Raw genomic sequence first — 17,272 nt, 5'->3', positions numbered from 1 at the left:
GGGCGCGGTCGCGCCCCTCCCTTCATGCGGTGCCGGGTCAGGAAGGCTGGCTCGGCGAGGTGATCGTGATCGCGCCGCTGATGATGTCGGCCTTGATCTGATCCAGCTCGTCGGCGAGGCCCTCGGGCATCTTCGACTCGAAGTCGTGGAACGGCGCGAGGCCCACACCACCGTTCTCCAGCGTGCCGACGTACGGGTCGGAGCTGAAGGAGCCGTCCATGGCGGCCTTGATGGCCTCGAACACGGCGACGTCCATCTCCTTCTCGACGGAGGTGATGATGCTGGAGCTGTAGTCGGGAACGGAGACGAACCCGTCGGTGTCGACCCAGATGGCGTTGACCTTGCCGCCCGACTCCTGGGCAGCCTGCAGGGCGCCGATGCCGGCGGGACCCGCGACGGGGAGGATGATGTCGGCCCCCTGGGCGATCAGGGTCGCGGCGGTGTTCTTGCCGCCGGAGACGTCACCGAACGGGTTGTTGCCGCCGATGAACTGGCCGTCCTGCTTCTCCTCGTCCCAGCCGATGACCTTGACGGAGCCGCTCTTCTGCTCGTTGAAGTACTTGACGCCCTCGGCGAAGCCGTCCATGAAGATGCTCACGGTCGGGTAGTTCGCGCCGCCGAAGGTGCCGACGGTGCCGGTCGAGGTCATCGCGGCGGCGGCGTAGCCGGCCATGAAGGCGGGCTGAGCGGCGTTGAAGATGAGGCCCTTGGCGTTGTCGACACCCTCGAAGGAGGCGTTGTCGACGATCGCGAAGGAGACGTCGGGGTTCTGCTTGGCGGCCGCCTCGGTGGCAGCGGCCAGCGCGTAGCCGACGGTGACGATGACGTCGCAGTCGGCGTCGATCATGGCCTGGACGTTGCCCGCGTACTCGGACTCGGCGTTGGACTCGATCTGGTTGGTCTGGACACCCAGCTCGTCCTTGGCCTTCAGCAGGCCGTTGTAGGCGGTCTCGTTGAACGACTTGTCGTCGAAGCCACCCGCGTCGGAGACCATGCACGCGGTGAAATCAGTCGCCGCGGCGGTGCTGCCCGAGGCTGCGGCCGAGGCGGTCTCAGACGAACCGGCGGTGGTGGTCGCGGTGGGCGCCTCGGCGCACGCGGACAGGGCGAGAGCAGATGCGCTGGTCAGCGCCATGATGCTCAGCAGGGACTTCTTCACGAAGAATCTCTCCTCAGACAGTGTGTGGATCTGTGGTCGAGACACTACCGCTTCATTTCCCAACCACACGCATCGAACTGAGCTTCGTTATGCACCCGAAACACAGTGTTTCCACGGCCGCTGTTTCAGCGGCCGGGGACCACCTGCCGCACCAGCGCCTCCGCCGAACGCACCATCGCGACGGTCTGCGTCCGCCAGTCAGGGGCCTGGCTGCGATAGGGGCCCGTCGCCAGCGAGATGACCACCGCGGCGGCGCGCAGCCTCAGCTCGACGGGGTCGACGCGGCGGTCGAACACCGGCACCCAGCGGGCGAGCAGGTCGCGGACCTTCGCCTCCTGGCGGGGGTTCATCCGCTGGATGGTGGAGAGATGGCCGATCAGGCACGCAAGGTCGTCGGCGCGGCGGCCCGGGCCGATCGTGTCGACGTCCAGCATACCGACGATCCGGCCGCCGGCCACGCGCAACTGCCCCTCGTGGAAGTCACCGTGCGTCGGCTCGTCGCCCGCGCCGTAGCGGGCAAGCTCCTCCTCGATGCGCGCGCTGAGCCGGGCCAGCTGGTCGGCCAGTTCCGGCAGCGTCGCGGCGACCATCTTCGCGTAGTGGCCGACGGCGTCCGACCAGGGTGGCCTCCGCTCGAGGGCCGCGACGGTGGCCGGCATGGAGTCGAGCAGGGCGACGAGCTCCTCCGCGGTGCAGGGATCGCCCGGCTCGAACAGCGCCCGCGCCAGCGCCGCCCCGGGCAGTTCCCGTGTGACAAGGAGGTTGTCCTGGGTCGCCAGAGCGACCTCGGGCGCCGGGATGCCCGCGTCGCGGAGCAGGGCGTGGCGGCGGTGGACGTCGTCGAACACCTTGGAGCGCAGGACCTTGACGTAGAACACCTCGCGCGGGTCGAGGACGTCGACCCTGACCACGGCCCGTCGGCGGGGCCGGTAGCCGATCATGGTGAGGCGCAGCTGGTCGCCGGTCACGGGGCGTGGCAGCACCCCCGACAGCGTCTCGGCCATCAGCTCCGGGAACGCGGCGCGCGGCAGGCCCGCCAGATCGGGGTCGTGCGGGTACAGCCACACGGCGACCTTGCGGGTGCCGTCCTCGAAGATCTCGGCCCGTTCGTCGCTCGGGACGAGGTCGCCCGACCTGGCGCTGACCCCGAGCAGCTCGTTGCGCTCGCCGTGGGCCCAGCGGATCCGGGCGAGATAGGTCGCGGTCGTGGACTGCTCCGGCACGGAGTCCACGTGGTCGAGGGACCAGGTGAGCAGGCTGCCCCCCTGATGCTCCACGGCGGCCCTCAGCAGCGGCTCGACCCGTGGCCCGGTGAGCAGCTCAAGGCCGTCGTCAGCCACCGTCGGCCTCGCCGTCGGGGGCCGCCTCGCGTCGCAGCGAGAACCAGGCGGCGCGACGGCCGTCGAGCTGCGTCACGGTGAGGGTGAGGACGGCGGGCGTCCCCTCCCTGTCGCCCTCGGGCCGCAGCGCGACGCTCACCTGGGAGTCGAGCTGCGGCAGGGCACCGAGCTGGGCCATGAAGTACCCGGCGACCGTGTCGTAGGGGCCGTCGGGGATCTCGTAGCCCGTGAGCTCGGCGAACTCCTCGATGGTGGTGAGCCCGTCGACCTCGTTGACCTCGCGGTGCAGGGAGGTGGTCGGGTCCTCGTCGTACTCGTCGGTGATGTCGCCGACCAGTTCCTCGACGAGGTCTTCGATCGTGACGATGCCGGCGGTGCCGCCGTACTCGTCGCGCACGATCGCGAGGTGGGAGCGGGCCGAACGCATGGCGGTCAGCGCACGCAGGATCTTGACGGTCTCCGGCAGGAACAGCACCTCCCGGGCTAGGCTCGCGACGTCGCCTCTGCGCGCCTGCCCCTCGACGTCCATCAGGTCGCGCACGTGCAGGAAGCCGATGATGCGGTCGTTGCTGCCGTCGGTGACGGGGTAGCGCGAGTGCGATGCTCCGCGCACCTCGCGGTAGGCCTGCTGGATGGGCATGTCCCCGGCGAGGAAGTCGACCTCGGTGCGGGGCACCATCACCTCGCGCAGCGACCGCTCCCCCGCCGTGAACACCTCCTCGACGATGGTCCGCTCCTCAGCGCCCAGCGTCGACGAGGCGACGACCATCGCGCGCAACTCCTCGTCCGTCACCTGGTCCTTGGTCCGCGCCGGGTCGCCGCCGAGCAGGCGGACCAGGAAGTTCGTCGACACGTCGAGGAACCAGATCACGGGCCGCGCGAGCCGTGAGATGCCGGAGACGAGCGGGGCCAGCCCGAGCGCGAAGGCCTCGGCCCGCTGCATGGCGAGCCGCTTGGCCGTCAGCTCGCCGATCACGATGGAGAAGTAGGAGATCGCGACCGTGACGAGCACGAGGGCCACCGTCCCGGCGACCGCATCGGGCATGCCCATCGCGACGAAGGCCGGGCTGATGGCGTCGGCGATCGTCGCGCCGCCGAAGGCCGCGGACAGGAACCCGGAGACGGTCACGCCGATCTGCACCGAGCTGAGGAAGAGGTTCGGGTTGCTGGTCAGCTGCTCGATGGCCTGGCCGCGCTTACCCTTCGCCGCGAGCGCGCGCACCTGGCTCTCCCGGAGCGTGACCATCGACATCTCGGCAGCCGCGAACACCCCACCGATCAGGATGAAGACGAAGACGAGCGCGATGTCTGCGGCCATGGCTGCTTCACCCGCTCAGCGGAAGATGACGGTGCGGTCGCCGTCGGCCAGCACGCGGTGCTCGGCGAACAGCCGCACCGCCTCGGCCAGCGTCTGCGACTCCTGGGCCTGGCCCTTGCGGACCAGCTTGGGCACCTCCATCGTGTGGTCGACGCGCACGACGTTCTGCTCGATGATCGGGCCCTCGTCGAGGTCGCTGGTGACGAAGTGGGCCGTTGCTCCGATCAGCTTGACGCCGCGCGTATGCGCCTGACGGTACGGGTTGGCGCCCTTGAAGCCCGGCAGGAACGAGTGGTGGATGTTGATCGCCCGCCACGCGAGGAACTCGCACAGCTCGGGGCTGAGGATCTGCATGTAACGGGCCAGCACGACGAGCTCGATGCTCTCCTCCTCCACGACACGTCGGATCTCGTCCTCGAACTCCCCCTTCGTCTCCTTCGTGACCACCCGGCTGGTGAACGGCACCTCGTAGAACTCGGCCATCGGGGCCAGCACCTGGTGGTTCGCCATGATGCGCACGATGTCGACGGGCAGGTCACCGCTCTGCCAGCGGAAGAGCAGGTCGTTGACGGCGTGCCCGGCCTTGGACGCGAGGATCAGGGTCCGCAGCGGCCTGGTCGCATCGTCGACACGGAGACGGGCCCCGAACCCCGTCGTGGTCACGGAGATCGCGTTGCGCAGCTCCTGCTCGCCGGCGCCCGAAACCTGGATGCGCGTGAAGAACAGGCCGGAGTCCGGGGAGGAGAACTGCTGCAACTCGGTGATGTTGCCTCCCGCGGCCACGATTCCTCCGGTGATCGCATGCACGATGCCGGGACGGTCGGGGCAGGTCAGGGTGACAACGTTCAGGTCCATGACGCACATCGTAGTGGGGCCGAAGGAGCCGGGCCTGCGACAGGGTCGGCGGTACCGGGCCTGTCCACCATCACATCAATTCAGGAAACTTGCCTCGGTCAAGGATATTCGTTGTTACCGTGACGCCAGCGCAACGGAGCGCTGACACACATCACGCAGGAGACGCACCACCATGCCCGATTCACTGACCGACCCGAGCAAGGGCACGATCCCACCTGAAGAGTTCCGGCGGGTCCAGGGCTCGCCGGAGTTCACCCAGCTGCGGAAGGTCTTCCGGTCCTTCGCCTTTCCGATGACCGCCGTGTTCCTCGTCTGGTACCTCGCCTACGTCCTGGCCTCCATCCTGGCCAAGGACCTCATGATGACCCACGTGTTCGGCAACGTCACCGTCGGCATCATCTTCGGACTGCTCCAGTTCGTGAGCACCTTCCTCATCACCTGGCTCTACATCCGCCACATGAACAAGGACGTCGATCCCATCGCCACCAAGCTGCGTACCGAACTCGAGGAGAGCGCACGATGAAGCTTCTTGAGACCCTGGGCAATCCCGCCATCAACATCGCGATCTTCGCGGCCTTCGTCGTCGTCACGATGTTCATCGTGATCCGCGTCACCGCGGGCGGCAAGAAGAAGGCCGGCGACTTCTACACCGGCGGCGCGCAGTTCGACGGCAGGCAGAACGGCTTCGCCATCGCGGGCGACTACCTGTCGGCCGCCTCCTTCCTCGGCATCGTCGGCGCCGTGGCCCTGTACGGCTACGACGGCCTCCTCTACTCCGTGGGATTCCTCGTCGCCTGGCTGGTCGCACTCCTGCTGGTCGCGGAGCCCATGCGCAACACCGGCAAGTACACGATGGCCGACGTGCTGAGCTTCCGGCTCAAGCAGAAGCCCGTCCGCCTCGCGGCCGCGATCTCCACGCTGGCGGTCACCTTCTTCTACCTGCTGGCCCAGATGGCCGGCGCGGGCGGTCTGGTGTCGCTGCTGCTCGGCATCAGCGACCCGGCCGCGCAGAACATCGTCATCGTGATCGTCGGCCTGCTGATGGTCGCCTATGTCCTCATCGGCGGCATGAAGGGCACGACCTGGGTCCAGATGATCAAGGCCGTGCTGCTGATCTCCGGCGCGCTGGTCATGACTGTGTGGGTGCTCGCGATGGCGGGCTTCAACCTGTCGGGGCTCATCGGCGAGGCGATGAACACCACCGCCGCGCAGGGCTCCGAGATCAACCTGATCGAGCCCATGTCGAAGTACAAGGACCCGGTCGCCCTGGTCTCCCTCGGCATGGCTCTGGTGCTCGGCGCGTCGGGCCTCCCGCACGTGCTGATGCGCTTCTACACCGTGCCGACCGCCAAGGAGGCGCGCCGCTCGGTCACGTGGGCCATCGGCCTGATCGGCGCGTTCTACCTGTTCACGATGGTGCTCGGCTACGGCGCAGCGTGGCTCGTCGGCCCGGAGGCCATCAACGGCATGCCGGGCAAGGCCAACGCGGCGGCGCCTGCGCTGGCGTTCGAGCTCGGCGGGGCGATCCTGATGGCGATCATCTGCGGCATCGCGTTCGCCACCATCCTGGCGGTCGTCGCCGGCCTGACCATCACCGCGTCGGCGTCGTTCGCGCACGACATCTACAACTCGGTGATCAAGGACGGCAAGGCCGATCCGGCCAAGGAGATCAGGGTCGCACGCTGGACGTCGGTCACGATCGGCCTCATCGCGATCGTCGGCGGCATCGCCGCGAACGGGCAGAACATCGCCTTCCTTGTCGCGCTGGCCTTCGCCGTCGCGGCCTCGGCGAACCTGCCGTCGATCCTCTACTCGCTGTACTGGAAGAAGTTCTCCACCGCCGGCGCGGTGTGGTCGATCTTCGGCGGCCTGTTCACCGCCGTCGTGTTGATCATCTTCTCGCCCGCCGTGTCGGGGGCACCGACGGCGATGTTCCCCGACCTGGACTTCGCGTGGTTCCCGATCGATTCCCCGGCCATCGTCTCGGTGCCTGTCGGCTTCCTCCTCGGCTGGCTCGGCTCGGTCGTGAAGCCGGACGGACCCGAGTACGCCGATGTGGCCGCCGAGATGGAGGTCCGCTCCATGACCGGCGCGGGCGCCGAGGGCGCCCTCGACCACTGATCCGGACCGTCTGAACACGTAAGGAGCCGGTCACCCCGCGGGGTGACCGGCTCCTTACATGTCGGGCGCGGCTCAGATGAGGCCGAGCTCGGTGACGGCGTTGCGCTCGTCGACCAGCTCCGCGACGGAGGCGTCGATCTTGGCGCGCGAGAACTCGCCGAGCTCGAGGCCCTGCACGATCTCGTACTTACCATCCTTGACGGTGCACGGGAACGAGGAGATCAGACCCTCGGGAACCCCGTAGGAGCCGTCGGACGGCACGGCCATCGAGACCCAGTCACCCTCCGGGGTGCCGAGGATCCAGTCGCGCATGTGCTCGACGGTCGCGTTGGCCGCAGAGGCGGCCGACGAGAGGCCGCGGGCGGCGATGATGGCGGCGCCGCGCTTGGCGACGGTGGGGATGAAGTCGTTCTCGATCCACGCCTCGTCGCCCACGAGCTCGGCCGCGTTCTTCCCGCCGACCTTGGCGTTGAACAGGTCCGGGTACTGCGTGGCGGAGTGGTTGCCCCAGATGGTCATGTGGCTGACCTCGGTGACCGGCACGCCGAGCTTGGCCGCGAGCTGCGACTTTGCGCGGTTGTGGTCGAGGCGCGTCAGCGCGTTGAACTGCGAGGCGGGGATGTCGGGGGCGTTCTTCATGGCGATGAGCGCGTTGGTGTTCGCGGGGTTGCCCGTCACGAGCACCTTGACATCGTCGGCCGCCACGTCGTTGAGAGCCTTGCCCTGCGCCGTGAAGATGGCGCCGTTGGCCGACAGCAGGTCGCCACGCTCCATGCCGGCCTTGCGGGGCATGGCGCCGACGAGCATGGCGGCGTGCACGCCGTCGAAGACCTTGCGGGGATCGTCACCGATCTCGATGTTGACCAGGTTGCCGAATGCGCAGTCGTCGAGCTCCATGACGACACCCTCGAGCGCCTTCAGCGCAGGGGTGATCTCGAGGAGACGCAGCTCGATCGGCCGGTCGCCGAGCAGCGACCCGCTGGCGATGCGGAACAGCAGGCTGTAGCAGATCTGGCCGGCGGCGCCGGTGACGGCGATCTTGAGGGGAGCCTCAGTGCTCATACTTGTCCTTCCAAGAACGGTGTTTGTCCGTGGAAGCGACTCTACTCCGACTCCACTCTCCCGGGGGGACGGGCACCGGTCAGAGGATGTTGAACACCCACTTGAGCACCTCGAGCAGCCCCACCAGGACGAGCCAGGCCATCAGGGTGATGGTCATCCAGCCGCCGTCGACGAAGGCGCGGGCCTTCGCCTGGGCCGCGGGTGGCAGGAACAGGTTCTCCTCGAGGATGTTCCACCTGGTCATGGACCAGAAGACGAAGGTGGTGGAGATCGTCACGAGGATGCACCACGGGCACAGGGCGCCGATCACGAAGGTGCTCTGGACGAGCAGCCAGTAGGCGAAGACGACACCCAGGAAGTAGACGATGTTCGCGGTGAACATGAACCAGCGCGGGAAGCGCGTGCCGCACAGGGACGCGACGGCGATGGTCATGACGACCGGCTCGGCGATCAGGCCGAGGAACGCGTTGGGGAAGCCGAAGACGTTGGCCTGCCAGGTGGTGCCGACCTTGGCGCAGTCGAAGATCGCGTTGATCGAGCAGCTGAGGATCGCGTCGGGGTTCCTGGCGAGGATGATCGCGTCGTAGGACAACACGAAGGAGGCGATGAGGCTGAGCGTCGCGAACAGCAGCATCTCCCCGAAGACGATGTAGCGGTCGCGCGGCTTCGGCCACGGGCGGGGGTCCGTCCCCCTGTTGGGGGCCAGGTCGACGTCTTCAACGGCTTGCTGCATGGCCACTATCGAAACACGGGGGTCAGCGTCGGACAAACCGGGGTCACCGCGACGGCGGCACCACGAGCGAGACGACCGCGATCAGCACGCCAAGTGCGAACAACACCGCAACGTCGATCCACCGGCGGCGCACGACCAGCAGCCCGGCGGCTCGGCGCGGCAGGACGAGTCGGAGGAACCCGGCGAGCAGCAGCGCGGCCGACATCATCAGCGCCGAACGACGCCAGTAGCCGAACGCGGCGAAACCGGCCGCGAACCCCACGAGAGCCAACGCGGCGCCGAGCGCCCACGGACTCGACGGGAAGGTCGCGGCCGGCTTGTCGCGCTTATCCGGCATGCAGGGCCTCGGAGCGGTCCACCACGTTGCTGAGCAGCATCGCGCGGGTCATCGGGCCGACGCCGCCGGGGTTCGGCGTGACCCAGGCGGCCTTGTCCCACACGTCCGCGGCGAGGTCGCCGGTGGTCCTGCCGTCGACGCGGCTGACGCCGACATCGACCAGCGCCGCACCCTCGCGGACCATGTCCGCTGTGATCATCCCCGGCACGCCCGCGGCCGCTACGACGATGTCGGCGCGGCGCGTGTGGTCCGCCAGGTCGCGGGTTCCCGTGTGGCAGAGGGTCACGGTGGCGTTCTCGCTGCGGCGCGTCAGGATCAGCCCCAGCGGGCGGCCGACGGTGATGCCGCGGCCCACGACCACCACATGGGCCCCGTTGAGCTCCACGTCGTGGCGGCGCAGCAGTTCGACGATGCCACGCGGGGTGCAGGGCAGCGTGCCGGGCTCGTTGAGCACGAGCCGACCGAGGTTGATCGGGTGCAGCCCGTCGGCGTCCTTGTCGGGGTCGATCAGGCTGAGCGCCCAGTTCTCGTCGAGATGTCGCGGCAGGGGCAGCTGGACGATGTATCCCGTGCAGCCGGGGTCCTCGTTGAGCCGCTCGATCGCGACGCGCAGCTGGTCCGACGTCGCATCGGCGGGCAGCTCGACACGGATCGACTCGATGCCGACCTGCTCGCAGTCGCGGTGCTTCATCCGCACGTAGTTCTGGCTGGCCGGGTCGGAGCCGACGAGCACCGTCGCTAGTCCGGGGTAGATACCGCGGTCACGCAGCGCGGCGACGCGACCGACCAGCTCGGCCTTGATCGCGGCCGCGGTGGCCTTGCCGTCGAGTGCCTGTGCCGTCACGGGGGCTCCTTGTCAGTGGAAGAAGTGGCGGGTGCCGGTGAAGTACATGGTCACGCCGGCGGCGGCGACCGCGTCGATGACCTCCTGGTCACGCACCGAGCCGCCGGGCTGCACGATCGCCTTCACTCCCGCGTCGAGGAGCACCTGGGCACCGTCGGCGAAGGGGAAGAACGCATCGGAGGCCGCGACGGATCCGGCGGCCCGGTCGCCGGCGCGGTCGACGGCCAGGTGGCAGGAGTCGACGCGGTTGACCTGGCCCATGCCGACGCCGACGGAGGCGCCGTCGGAGGCGAGCAGGATGGCGTTCGACTTGACGGAGCGCACGGCCCGCCACGCGAACGCGAGGTCGGCCAGCGTCGCCTCGTCGGCGGGCTCGCCCGCGGCGAGCGTCCAGTTGGCCACGTCATCGCCGGGGGCGTCGATCTCGTCGACCTGCTGCAGGAGCGCGCCGCCGTCGATCTCGCGCAGCACGAGGCCCGCGTCGGCCGAGGGACCGGCGATCAGGATGCGGAGGTTCTTCTTGCGCGAGAGCAGTTCGACTGCGCCCTCCTCGTAGCCGGGCGCGACGATGACCTCTGTGAAGATCTCGCGCACCTGCTCGGCCATCTCGAGCGAGACGTTACGGTTGGCCGCGATGACTCCACCGAAGGCGGAGACGGGGTCGCAGGCGTGGGCCTTGCGGTGGGCCTCGGCGATGTCGGAGCCCATGGCGATGCCGCAGGGGTTGGCGTGCTTGATGATCGCGACCGCAGAGCCCTCGAAGTCATAGGCGGCGCGGTGCGCGGCGTCGGCGTCGACGTAGTTGTTGTAGCTCATCTCCTTGCCGTGCAGCTGCGTGGCATCGGCGAGGCCCGCGGTGCCGTCGCCGTTGCGGTAGACGGCGGCACTCTGGTGCGAGTTCTCGCCGTAACGCAGGTCGGCGACCTTGAGCCAGGTGCGCCCCACCCAGGACGGGAAGCCGGTGCCCTCGGAGGAGTCGGTCACGACGGAGCCCATCCAGCCCGCGACGGCCACGTCGTAGCTGGCGGTGTGCACGAAGGCCGCCGCGGCGAGCTGCTTGCGCTGGGCGAGAGTGAAGCCGCCGCCCTGCAGCGCCTCGCGGAGCGCCGGGTACTGCTCGGCCGACGTGACGACGGCGACCGACGCGTGGTTCTTGGCCGCGGCGCGGACCATGGTGGGGCCGCCGATGTCGATCTGCTCGACGCACTCGTCCTCGCTCGCGCCGGAGTCGACGGTGGCCTGGAACGGGTACAGGTTCGTGATGACCAGGTCGAAGGGCGCGATACCGAGCTCGTCGAGCTGGGCCACATGCGACTCGAGGCGTCGGTCCGCGAGGATGCCCGCGTGCACGAACGGGTGGAGCGTCTTCACACGCCCGTCGAGGCACTCGGGGAAGCCGGTCAGCTGCTCGACGGGGGTCACCGGCACGCCGGCCTCGGCGAGCCGCGCGGCGGTCGAGCCCGTCGAGACGATCTCGACGCCGGCGGCGGCGACGTCGCGCCCCAGCTCGACCAGTCCGGTCTTGTCGTAGACGGATACGAGGGCCCGGCGCAGCGGGATGACATCACTCACGGGTGTTCCTTCTTCCAGTCGTCGACCGCCTGCACGAGCAGCCGGCGTTCGACCACCTTGATCCGCTCATGGAGTGTCTCGACATCGTCATCGGGCAGGACGTCCACCGCACCCTGCAGCAGGATCCTACCGGTGTCGATCCCCGCGTCGACGACGAAGACAGTGGCGCCCGCCAGCTTGACACCGGCGGCCAGGGCGTCCCGCGGCCCGTGCATGCCGGGGAACGCGGGCAGCAGCGAGGGGTGGGTGTTGATGACGCGTCCGCCGAATCGGCCGAGGAAGGCCGCGCCGAGCAGCTTCATGAACCCCGCGGAGGCGACCAGGTCCGGGGCGAAGCCGTCGACGATCGCGGTGAGCTCCTCGTCCCAGGCCGCGCGGTCCGCGCCCCTGGCAAGGGGATGCGCGACGGCGGGAATCCCGGCCGCGCGCGCCCGCGTCAGCACCTCGGCGTCGGTCCGGTCGCTGACCACGGCCGCGACGCGCGCGTCGACACGGGAGTCGCGGACGGCGTCGATCAGGGCCTGGCAGAGCGTCCCGGAGCCGGAGGCGAGGACGACGACGGAGCAGGTCACGCGCCGCAGCCTAGGCCATGTCGCCGGCGGCGTCGTCCACCGGATCCGGGGTCGGCCCGCCGTCCTCGGGGCGGCGGCGCTCCGGCCACTCACGTCTCAGCAGGCCGACGGCGAGCCCACCGGTCAGGCCGGAGAGCCCGAGGATGGTCGGGGCGAAGATCAGCAGTTCGGGGAACCGGGCGCCGACCTCCGCGAGCCGGCCTGTGCCGAGGCCGCCGGAGCCCAGCGCGCAGGCCGCGGCGACCAGCAGCCCGGCGAGCACGCCGGACAGGCCGCCGACCAGGGCCGTCTCGTCGAAGCGGGCGCGGGGGCGGGCGAGCGCGATGACCACGCCTGCGACGAGCCCGCCGAGCACGCCGACGACGAGCCACCACAGCTGCGCTGGCGCCATGTCGCCCGTTGGCACCGCACCCAGCGCGGGGATGGACGGCAGGATGCCGACGTCGCTGGTGGCGACCGTGACGAGGGTCCCGTCGCCGAAGGTGATGCCCGCGCCGAGCACCCAGGAGGCGCAGGCCAGCACGAGGTTCGGCAGGTAGAGCAGGTGCAGGACGACGAGCAGGATGGTCCCGACCGCGCCGCCCTCCAGCGCCACGACGATGTCGGCAACATGCTGCTGCCCGGACCAGAGGGCCAGCGCCAGTGCCGCCGACGCGCCCGCGAGCACGACCAGCAGCGCCGCGGCCATGGCCTTCGGCACCGCCTGCAGCCAGGAGGGCCAGACCGCGGTCGGGTCGTAGCCCACTCCCCTGCTGGCCCCCCACAGGCCGGAGACGGCCGCGACGACGATCGTGCCGATCACGAGGCCGGGCGTGACGGCCTCGAGCAGCGCGCCGACCAGGAGGACGACCGCGAAGTACACCCCCGCGAACGTGCCGGCGACCCGCAGCGCGACGGCCTCGCCGTCGACGAGCAGCTCGCCGGTGTCGTCGGGATCCTGCCCGTGCGATGCGGCGAGTCTCGCCGCCAACGATGAGACGGGGATCGCGACGAACACGAGCAGGGCCGTGAGGCCGAGCGGCGCGAGTGAGACGGCCTGGCCGCCGATGAGCACCGTCCCGCCGTGCGCGAGCAGGAGCACAGAGGTGGCGAGCCGCAGGGCCGCGCCGAGGTCGGCCTCGGGAGAGGTCAGCCACCCGACAGCGCAGAACGCGGCGACGAGCACCCAGCCCACGGCCAGCACCGCGACGGGGCCCCCGACGGCGACGAGCCACCACGGCAGCGGCAGCCGCGCCGGCGTCGGCGCGCTGGGAGCGTCGACGTCGACGGCCACGGTGCGTGGGGCCCTGTTGCGCGCCATAGTCCTGGGATCCCCCGGTAGTGTTGCCCAACGAGGCGACCCGGAGGGCCTCGCGAGGAGGTGGAAAATGTCAGCTGGCGAGCCGTTCCGCCCGCGCCGCGCCTGGCAGCAGCCGACGACGGATGACTCGACCGCCTCGGACGATACCCCAGCCCCGGTAGGGCGCCGGGCCCGACGCGGCGAGGAGCCGACAGCTGGACCGGAACCCCGGCCCACCGACCAGCCGCAGGCACGCCCACCCGCCCGGGCGGCCGTCGCCGGCCTCGGCGACGAGCCGCCGGAGCCCGCCGTCAATCCCTTCGCCCGGCCCGGGACGCAGTCCGCCGAGGCCCCGGCTCCCGGCGCCCGGCCGGCCACCCACGTCGACGCCTCCGCGACTCCCATCCCTGCTCCCGTGATGCCCCGCTCCGCAGGCGAGTTCGCCGAGAGCCCCGGCCCGGCGCCTCGTCGTTCGGCCCTCAGTTCCACCACCCCTCTCACGCCGGAGGGCGATGACTCCCCCGCGCCGGAGCACTGGCTCAGGGCGCACCGCGCGACGCTCACCAAGTGGGCCGCCGCGGGCCTCATCGTCGCTGTGGTCGTCGCCGTCCTCGCGTTCCTGATCGTGCGGACGGTGCGCCAGTCTGCCGAGCAGCCGTCCGCGGCACCCAGCGCCTCGTCCACCGCCACCAGCGCAGAGGCGCCTGCGGATGTGGACGTGCTCCTGACCCCCGAGGATCTCGCCGCCGTCGCCTCGTCGGCCTGGACCATCACGGCGACCTCGCAGTCGCTCGGGGACCACTCGGGCCGGGTGGCCTGCTTCCAGACGGCCCCCCAGGAGCCGAACCCGACAACGACGCTGCAGCGCACTCTCGCCACCACGGACGAGACGGCGGCGCTGCATCGGGTCGATGTGTTCGCCGATGCAGACGTCGCGGCGGAGGTCTTCGCGTCGCGCGTGGCGGTGCTGTCGAGCTGCTCGGAGGTGCCCAGCTACATCGTGAACGCGCAGTCGGTCAGCGGCCTCGCCGAGGACACCTTCCAGATCACGGTCGAGTTCCAGGACGATCCCTCCCAGTTCCACACGGTGCTCATCACGCGGGCCGGGGCTGCCGTGCAGATGCTGGACGTGACGAAGTTCGGGTCCGCTATCGACTCCACGACACCCGCTGAAGCCATCACACGCAGCCAGGAGGAACTGTCCGAGGCGCAGGGCACAGAGGCACCCTCGGACGTCAAGGTGGCCGGGGCCGTGATCCCCGCGGTCGAGCCCCTCGGCTGGCTGACCCCCTCGGACCTCCCGCGGATCCGCTCCGGCGCCGGCCGCTGGTCCATGACCGGCCCCGGGGATCTCACCTCGGCGGGCACCGGCTGCGAGAACCTGACCCTGGCGACCGAGACCGGGCCCAGCACACGCGCGCAGGCCACCTTCCTGATGACGCAGGACGACGAGGCGCCCAACACGTTCGGCATCGATCAGATGCAGTTCTTCTTCGAGAAGGGCGACACGGCCAAGGACTTCGCTGACAAGCTCGTCCGTGGCCTCACCAGCTGCGCCGACCGCGTGAACACCGCGACGGTCAAGCGACTCGACGATGTCAAGACGACCGTCGGGGACGCCACCGGCACCAGCAGGCTGTTCGAGGTGTCGCAGGCCACGTCGGCCACCGAGTCGGTCGAGTACCAGCTCCTCGTCACGCGCGTCGACGACCTGGTCAGCTACACGCTCGTCTCGGTGACCGAGGACTACCGCATGACGACGGACCAGCTGGACGCGCTGGCGGCCCGGGTCGCGGTCCGCGCGACCCAGGCCGACTCGTAGCGTCGCGTCTCAGCCGAGGCTGCCCCGCTGCCTCGCGATCGCGTCACGGGCGAGCTGGGCAGTCAGCGAGGGGGTGCGCCCGACGGCCACCCCGGCGGCCTCGAGGGCCTCCTTCTTCGCGGCAGCCGTGCCGGACGAGCCGGTGATGATGGCTCCCGCGTGTCCCATGGTCTTGCCGGGCGGGGCGGTGAAGCCCGCGACGTAGCCGACCACCGGTTTGGTGATGTTGCTCGCGATGTACTCGGCCGCCCGCTCCTCCGCGTCGCCGCCGATCTCCCCGATCATCACGATGATGTCGGTGTCAGGGTCGTCCTCGAACGCCTTCAGCGCGTCGATGTGGCCGGTCCCGACGACCGGGTCTCCGCCGATACCGATCGCCGTGGAGAACCCGTGGTCGCGCAGCTCGTACATCATCTGATAGGTCAGCGTGCCCGACTTCGACACGAGCCCGATGCGGCCCGGCCCGGAGATCTGGGCGGGGATGATGCCGGCGTTCGACTTTCCGGGCGAGATGAGGCCGGGGCAGTTGGGCCCGATGATCCGGGTCGCCGAGCCACGGGCCGCGGAGATGAACTCGACCGAGTCATGCACCGGAATGCCCTCGGTGATCACGACGACCAGGCCGACCTCGGCCTCGACGGCGTCCAGCACCGCCTCCTTGGCGAACGGCGGGGGAACGAACACGACAGACACGTCGGCGTGGGTCGCGGCGACGGCCTCCGGGACGGACCCGAACACCGGCACCGGATCCTCCTCGAACAGGACGGAGGTGCCGCCCTTGCCGGGAGTGACGCCGCCGACGATCCGGGAGCCGGACATGATCATGCGCTGCGTGTGCTTCCGGCCCTCCCGGCCCGTCATGCCCTGGACGATGACGCGGGAGGACGCGTTGATGAAGATCGACACTTCGCTCAGTTCCCTTCGGAGGCAAGGCGCGCGGCCGTACGGGCCGCCTCGTCCATGGTGTTCTTGACGGTGATCATCGGGTGATTCGCCTCGGCGAGGATGGCCTTGCCCACCTCGACGGAGTTGCCGTCGAGCCGCACGACGATCGGCAGGTGGGCCTCGTCGCCCAGGATCTCCAGAGCGTTGACGATGCCGGTCGCGACGTCGCTGCAGGCCGTGATTCCGCCGAACACGTTGACGAAGACGCTCCTGACCTGGGGGTCGCTCATGATGATGCGCAGGCCGTTGGCCATCACGGCGGCGGAGGCGCCGCCGCCGATGTCGAGGAAGTTGGCGGGTCGCGGCTTCCCGGGGAGGTCCTCCCCCGCCCCCGCGACGACATCGAGGGTGCTCATGACGAGGCCCGCGCCATTGCCGATGATGCCGACGGTCCCGTCGAGCTTGACATAGCCCAACCCCAGCTCGCGGGCCTGTCTTTCGAGGTCGACGTCGCCGCTGCTCTCCTTGTACTGCTCGCGGTCGGGGTGTCGGAAGGTGGCGTTGTCGTCGAGCGTCACCTTCCCGTCGAGCGCGATGATGCTGCCCGATCCGGTCTTGATGAGCGGGTTGACCTCCACCAGGGTGGCGTCGGCGCCGGAGAACACATCCCACAGCCTGACCATGACCTCTGCCACGCGGGCATGGTCCTCGGGCAGGAAGCCCGCCTCGGTCACGATGCGCTTCGCGACCGCGGGCGAGACGCCCTCGACCGGGTCGAGCGGCACCTTGACGAGCGCCTCGGGCCGCTCGACGGCCAGCGTCTCGATCTCGACGCCGCCCTCGATGCTGCACATCGCCAGGTACCCACCGGACGCCCGATCCAGGAGGATCGAGAAGTAGAACTCCTCCGCGATGTCGGCGCCGGGGCTGACCATGACGAGCTCGACGCTGTGGCCCTTGATGTCCAGGCCCAGGATCTCGCGGGCCGTGGCGGCCACGGACTCGGCTCCGCGGGCGAGCTTCACGCCGCCCGCCTTTCCCCGTCCGCCGACCCGGACCTGGGCCTTGATGACGGCCAGCTCGACGCCGAGCTGTTCGTAGGCGGCAACCGCCTCCTCAGGTGTGGCGGCCGTCCTGCCCGACAACACCGGCACGTTGTAACGCTCGAACATGTCGCGCGCCTGATACTCCAGAAGATCCACGTTGTTCCTTGGAATGTGAGGGTCAATGCGCGCCACGATACCGGCGCTCCCGCCACCAACGGGGCAGAAGCACACCATCCGCCCACACGCTGAGGGCTTAATGAGACCCGGTCTTTGAGAGATTCCTGAGAACTGTTAAGGTTCCCTGCGGAACGGTCACATCGATGGACC

The 17,272-nt window shown here is 69.7% G+C and carries 16 protein-coding genes; 3 read left to right on the top strand and 13 right to left on the bottom strand.

Annotation, left to right across the window (positions count from 1 at the left end; genetic code table 11):
• Positions 1-37: 37 nt before the first annotated feature.
• The 4 genes from KDB89_RS04030 to KDB89_RS04015 all read right to left on the bottom strand — a co-directional run bounded on the left by KDB89_RS04030 (position 38) and on the right by KDB89_RS04015 (position 4,681).
• Complete coding sequence (locus tag KDB89_RS04030) at positions 38-1,159, bottom strand: BMP family lipoprotein (RefSeq protein WP_219083583.1); 1,122 nt, start codon at positions 1,157-1,159, stop codon at positions 38-40.
• A gap of 125 nt (positions 1,160-1,284) precedes the next feature.
• On the bottom strand, positions 1,285-2,499 hold the full coding sequence (locus KDB89_RS04025; protein WP_219083582.1) for a phosphotransferase: 1,215 nt from the start codon (positions 2,497-2,499) through the stop codon (positions 1,285-1,287).
• Positions 2,492-3,817, bottom strand: coding sequence for a hemolysin family protein (locus KDB89_RS04020; protein ID WP_219083581.1), 1,326 nt, complete (start codon positions 3,815-3,817; stop codon positions 2,492-2,494). The genes KDB89_RS04025 and KDB89_RS04020 overlap by 8 nt, the downstream gene beginning before the upstream one ends.
• 15 nt (positions 3,818-3,832) lie before the next feature.
• Positions 3,833-4,681: a formyltetrahydrofolate deformylase gene (locus KDB89_RS04015; RefSeq protein ID WP_438874090.1), complete on the bottom strand. Its 849-nt coding sequence runs from the start codon at positions 4,679-4,681 to the stop codon at positions 3,833-3,835.
• A gap of 163 nt (positions 4,682-4,844) precedes the next feature.
• Between KDB89_RS04015 and KDB89_RS04010 the strand changes: the two genes are divergently transcribed.
• A complete protein-coding gene (locus tag KDB89_RS04010; protein ID WP_219083579.1) occupies positions 4,845-5,195 on the top strand; it encodes a DUF485 domain-containing protein in 351 nt (116 codons plus the stop codon).
• Positions 5,192-6,793: a monocarboxylic acid transporter gene (locus KDB89_RS04005; RefSeq protein WP_219083578.1), complete on the top strand. Its 1,602-nt coding sequence runs from the start codon at positions 5,192-5,194 to the stop codon at positions 6,791-6,793. Before KDB89_RS04010 ends, KDB89_RS04005 begins: the two co-directional genes overlap by 4 nt.
• Before the next feature lie 72 nt (positions 6,794-6,865).
• On the opposite strand, the gene KDB89_RS04000 is transcribed toward KDB89_RS04005, so the two are convergent.
• The 7 genes from KDB89_RS04000 to KDB89_RS03970 form a co-directional block, all read right to left on the bottom strand.
• Positions 6,866-7,855: a malate dehydrogenase gene (locus KDB89_RS04000; protein ID WP_219083577.1), complete on the bottom strand. Its 990-nt coding sequence runs from the start codon at positions 7,853-7,855 to the stop codon at positions 6,866-6,868.
• A gap of 79 nt (positions 7,856-7,934) precedes the next feature.
• Positions 7,935-8,588 carry a vitamin K epoxide reductase family protein gene (locus KDB89_RS03995; protein ID WP_219083576.1) on the bottom strand — a complete coding sequence of 218 codons (654 nt, stop codon included), beginning with the start codon at positions 8,586-8,588 and terminating at the stop codon, positions 7,935-7,937.
• Between the two features lie 43 nt (positions 8,589-8,631).
• A complete protein-coding gene (locus KDB89_RS03990; RefSeq protein ID WP_219083575.1) occupies positions 8,632-8,925 on the bottom strand; it encodes a DUF3017 domain-containing protein in 294 nt (97 codons plus the stop codon).
• Positions 8,915-9,769, bottom strand: a complete 855-nt coding sequence (locus KDB89_RS03985; protein ID WP_219083574.1) for a bifunctional methylenetetrahydrofolate dehydrogenase/methenyltetrahydrofolate cyclohydrolase — start codon at positions 9,767-9,769, stop codon at positions 8,915-8,917. The genes KDB89_RS03990 and KDB89_RS03985 overlap by 11 nt, the downstream gene beginning before the upstream one ends.
• A 12-nt stretch (positions 9,770-9,781) precedes the next feature.
• Complete coding sequence (gene purH, locus KDB89_RS03980; protein ID WP_219083573.1) at positions 9,782-11,341, bottom strand: bifunctional phosphoribosylaminoimidazolecarboxamide formyltransferase/IMP cyclohydrolase; 1,560 nt, start codon at positions 11,339-11,341, stop codon at positions 9,782-9,784.
• Entirely contained in the window at positions 11,338-11,913 is a 576-nt protein-coding gene (gene purN / locus KDB89_RS03975) for a phosphoribosylglycinamide formyltransferase (RefSeq protein ID WP_219083572.1), read from the bottom strand. Before purN ends, purH begins: the two co-directional genes overlap by 4 nt.
• 10 nt (positions 11,914-11,923) lie before the next feature.
• Entirely contained in the window at positions 11,924-13,213 is a 1,290-nt protein-coding gene (locus KDB89_RS03970; protein ID WP_219083571.1) for a cell division protein PerM, read from the bottom strand.
• A gap of 67 nt (positions 13,214-13,280) precedes the next feature.
• Here KDB89_RS03970 and KDB89_RS03965 point away from each other — a divergent pair, with 67 nt between their 5' ends.
• A complete protein-coding gene (locus KDB89_RS03965) occupies positions 13,281-15,014 on the top strand; it encodes a hypothetical protein (protein ID WP_219083570.1) in 1,734 nt (577 codons plus the stop codon).
• Positions 15,015-15,023: 9 nt separating this feature from the next.
• Here KDB89_RS03965 and sucD read toward each other — a convergent pair whose 3' ends face one another.
• Positions 15,024-15,920 (bottom strand): succinate--CoA ligase subunit alpha, encoded by an 897-nt coding sequence (gene sucD, locus KDB89_RS03960; protein ID WP_219083569.1) that lies wholly within the window; start codon positions 15,918-15,920, stop codon positions 15,024-15,026.
• A gap of 5 nt (positions 15,921-15,925) precedes the next feature.
• Entirely contained in the window at positions 15,926-17,101 is a 1,176-nt protein-coding gene (gene sucC, locus KDB89_RS03955) for an ADP-forming succinate--CoA ligase subunit beta (protein ID WP_219083568.1), read from the bottom strand.
• Positions 17,102-17,272: the final 171 nt, after the last annotated feature.

It is taken from the genome of Tessaracoccus palaemonis, from assembly GCF_019316905.1.
GTDB classification, from domain to species: domain Bacteria; phylum Actinomycetota; class Actinomycetes; order Propionibacteriales; family Propionibacteriaceae; genus Arachnia; species Arachnia palaemonis.
The sequence above is the reverse complement of the archived record's forward strand: the minus strand, read 5'-3'. Positions and strand labels throughout refer to the sequence as shown.

Bases quoted from the DNA above. Each gene is read 5' to 3' on its own strand.
- KDB89_RS04020 (WP_219083581.1), bottom strand. From the start codon at position 3,817: ATGGCCGCAGACATCGCGCTCGTCTTCGTCTTCATCCTGATCGGTGGG.
- KDB89_RS04015 (WP_438874090.1), bottom strand. From the start codon at position 4,681: ATGTGCGTCATGGACCTGAACGTTGTCACCCTGACCTGCCCCGACCGT.
- KDB89_RS04010 (WP_219083579.1), top strand. From the start codon at position 4,845: ATGCCCGATTCACTGACCGACCCGAGCAAGGGCACGATCCCACCTGAA.
- KDB89_RS04005 (WP_219083578.1), top strand. From the start codon at position 5,192: ATGAAGCTTCTTGAGACCCTGGGCAATCCCGCCATCAACATCGCGATC.
- KDB89_RS04000 (WP_219083577.1), bottom strand. From the start codon at position 7,855: ATGAGCACTGAGGCTCCCCTCAAGATCGCCGTCACCGGCGCCGCCGGC.
- KDB89_RS03995 (WP_219083576.1), bottom strand. From the start codon at position 8,588: ATGCAGCAAGCCGTTGAAGACGTCGACCTGGCCCCCAACAGGGGGACG.
- KDB89_RS03990 (WP_219083575.1), bottom strand. From the start codon at position 8,925: ATGCCGGATAAGCGCGACAAGCCGGCCGCGACCTTCCCGTCGAGTCCG.
- KDB89_RS03970 (WP_219083571.1), bottom strand. From the start codon at position 13,213: ATGGCGCGCAACAGGGCCCCACGCACCGTGGCCGTCGACGTCGACGCT.
- KDB89_RS03965 (WP_219083570.1), top strand. From the start codon at position 13,281: ATGTCAGCTGGCGAGCCGTTCCGCCCGCGCCGCGCCTGGCAGCAGCCG.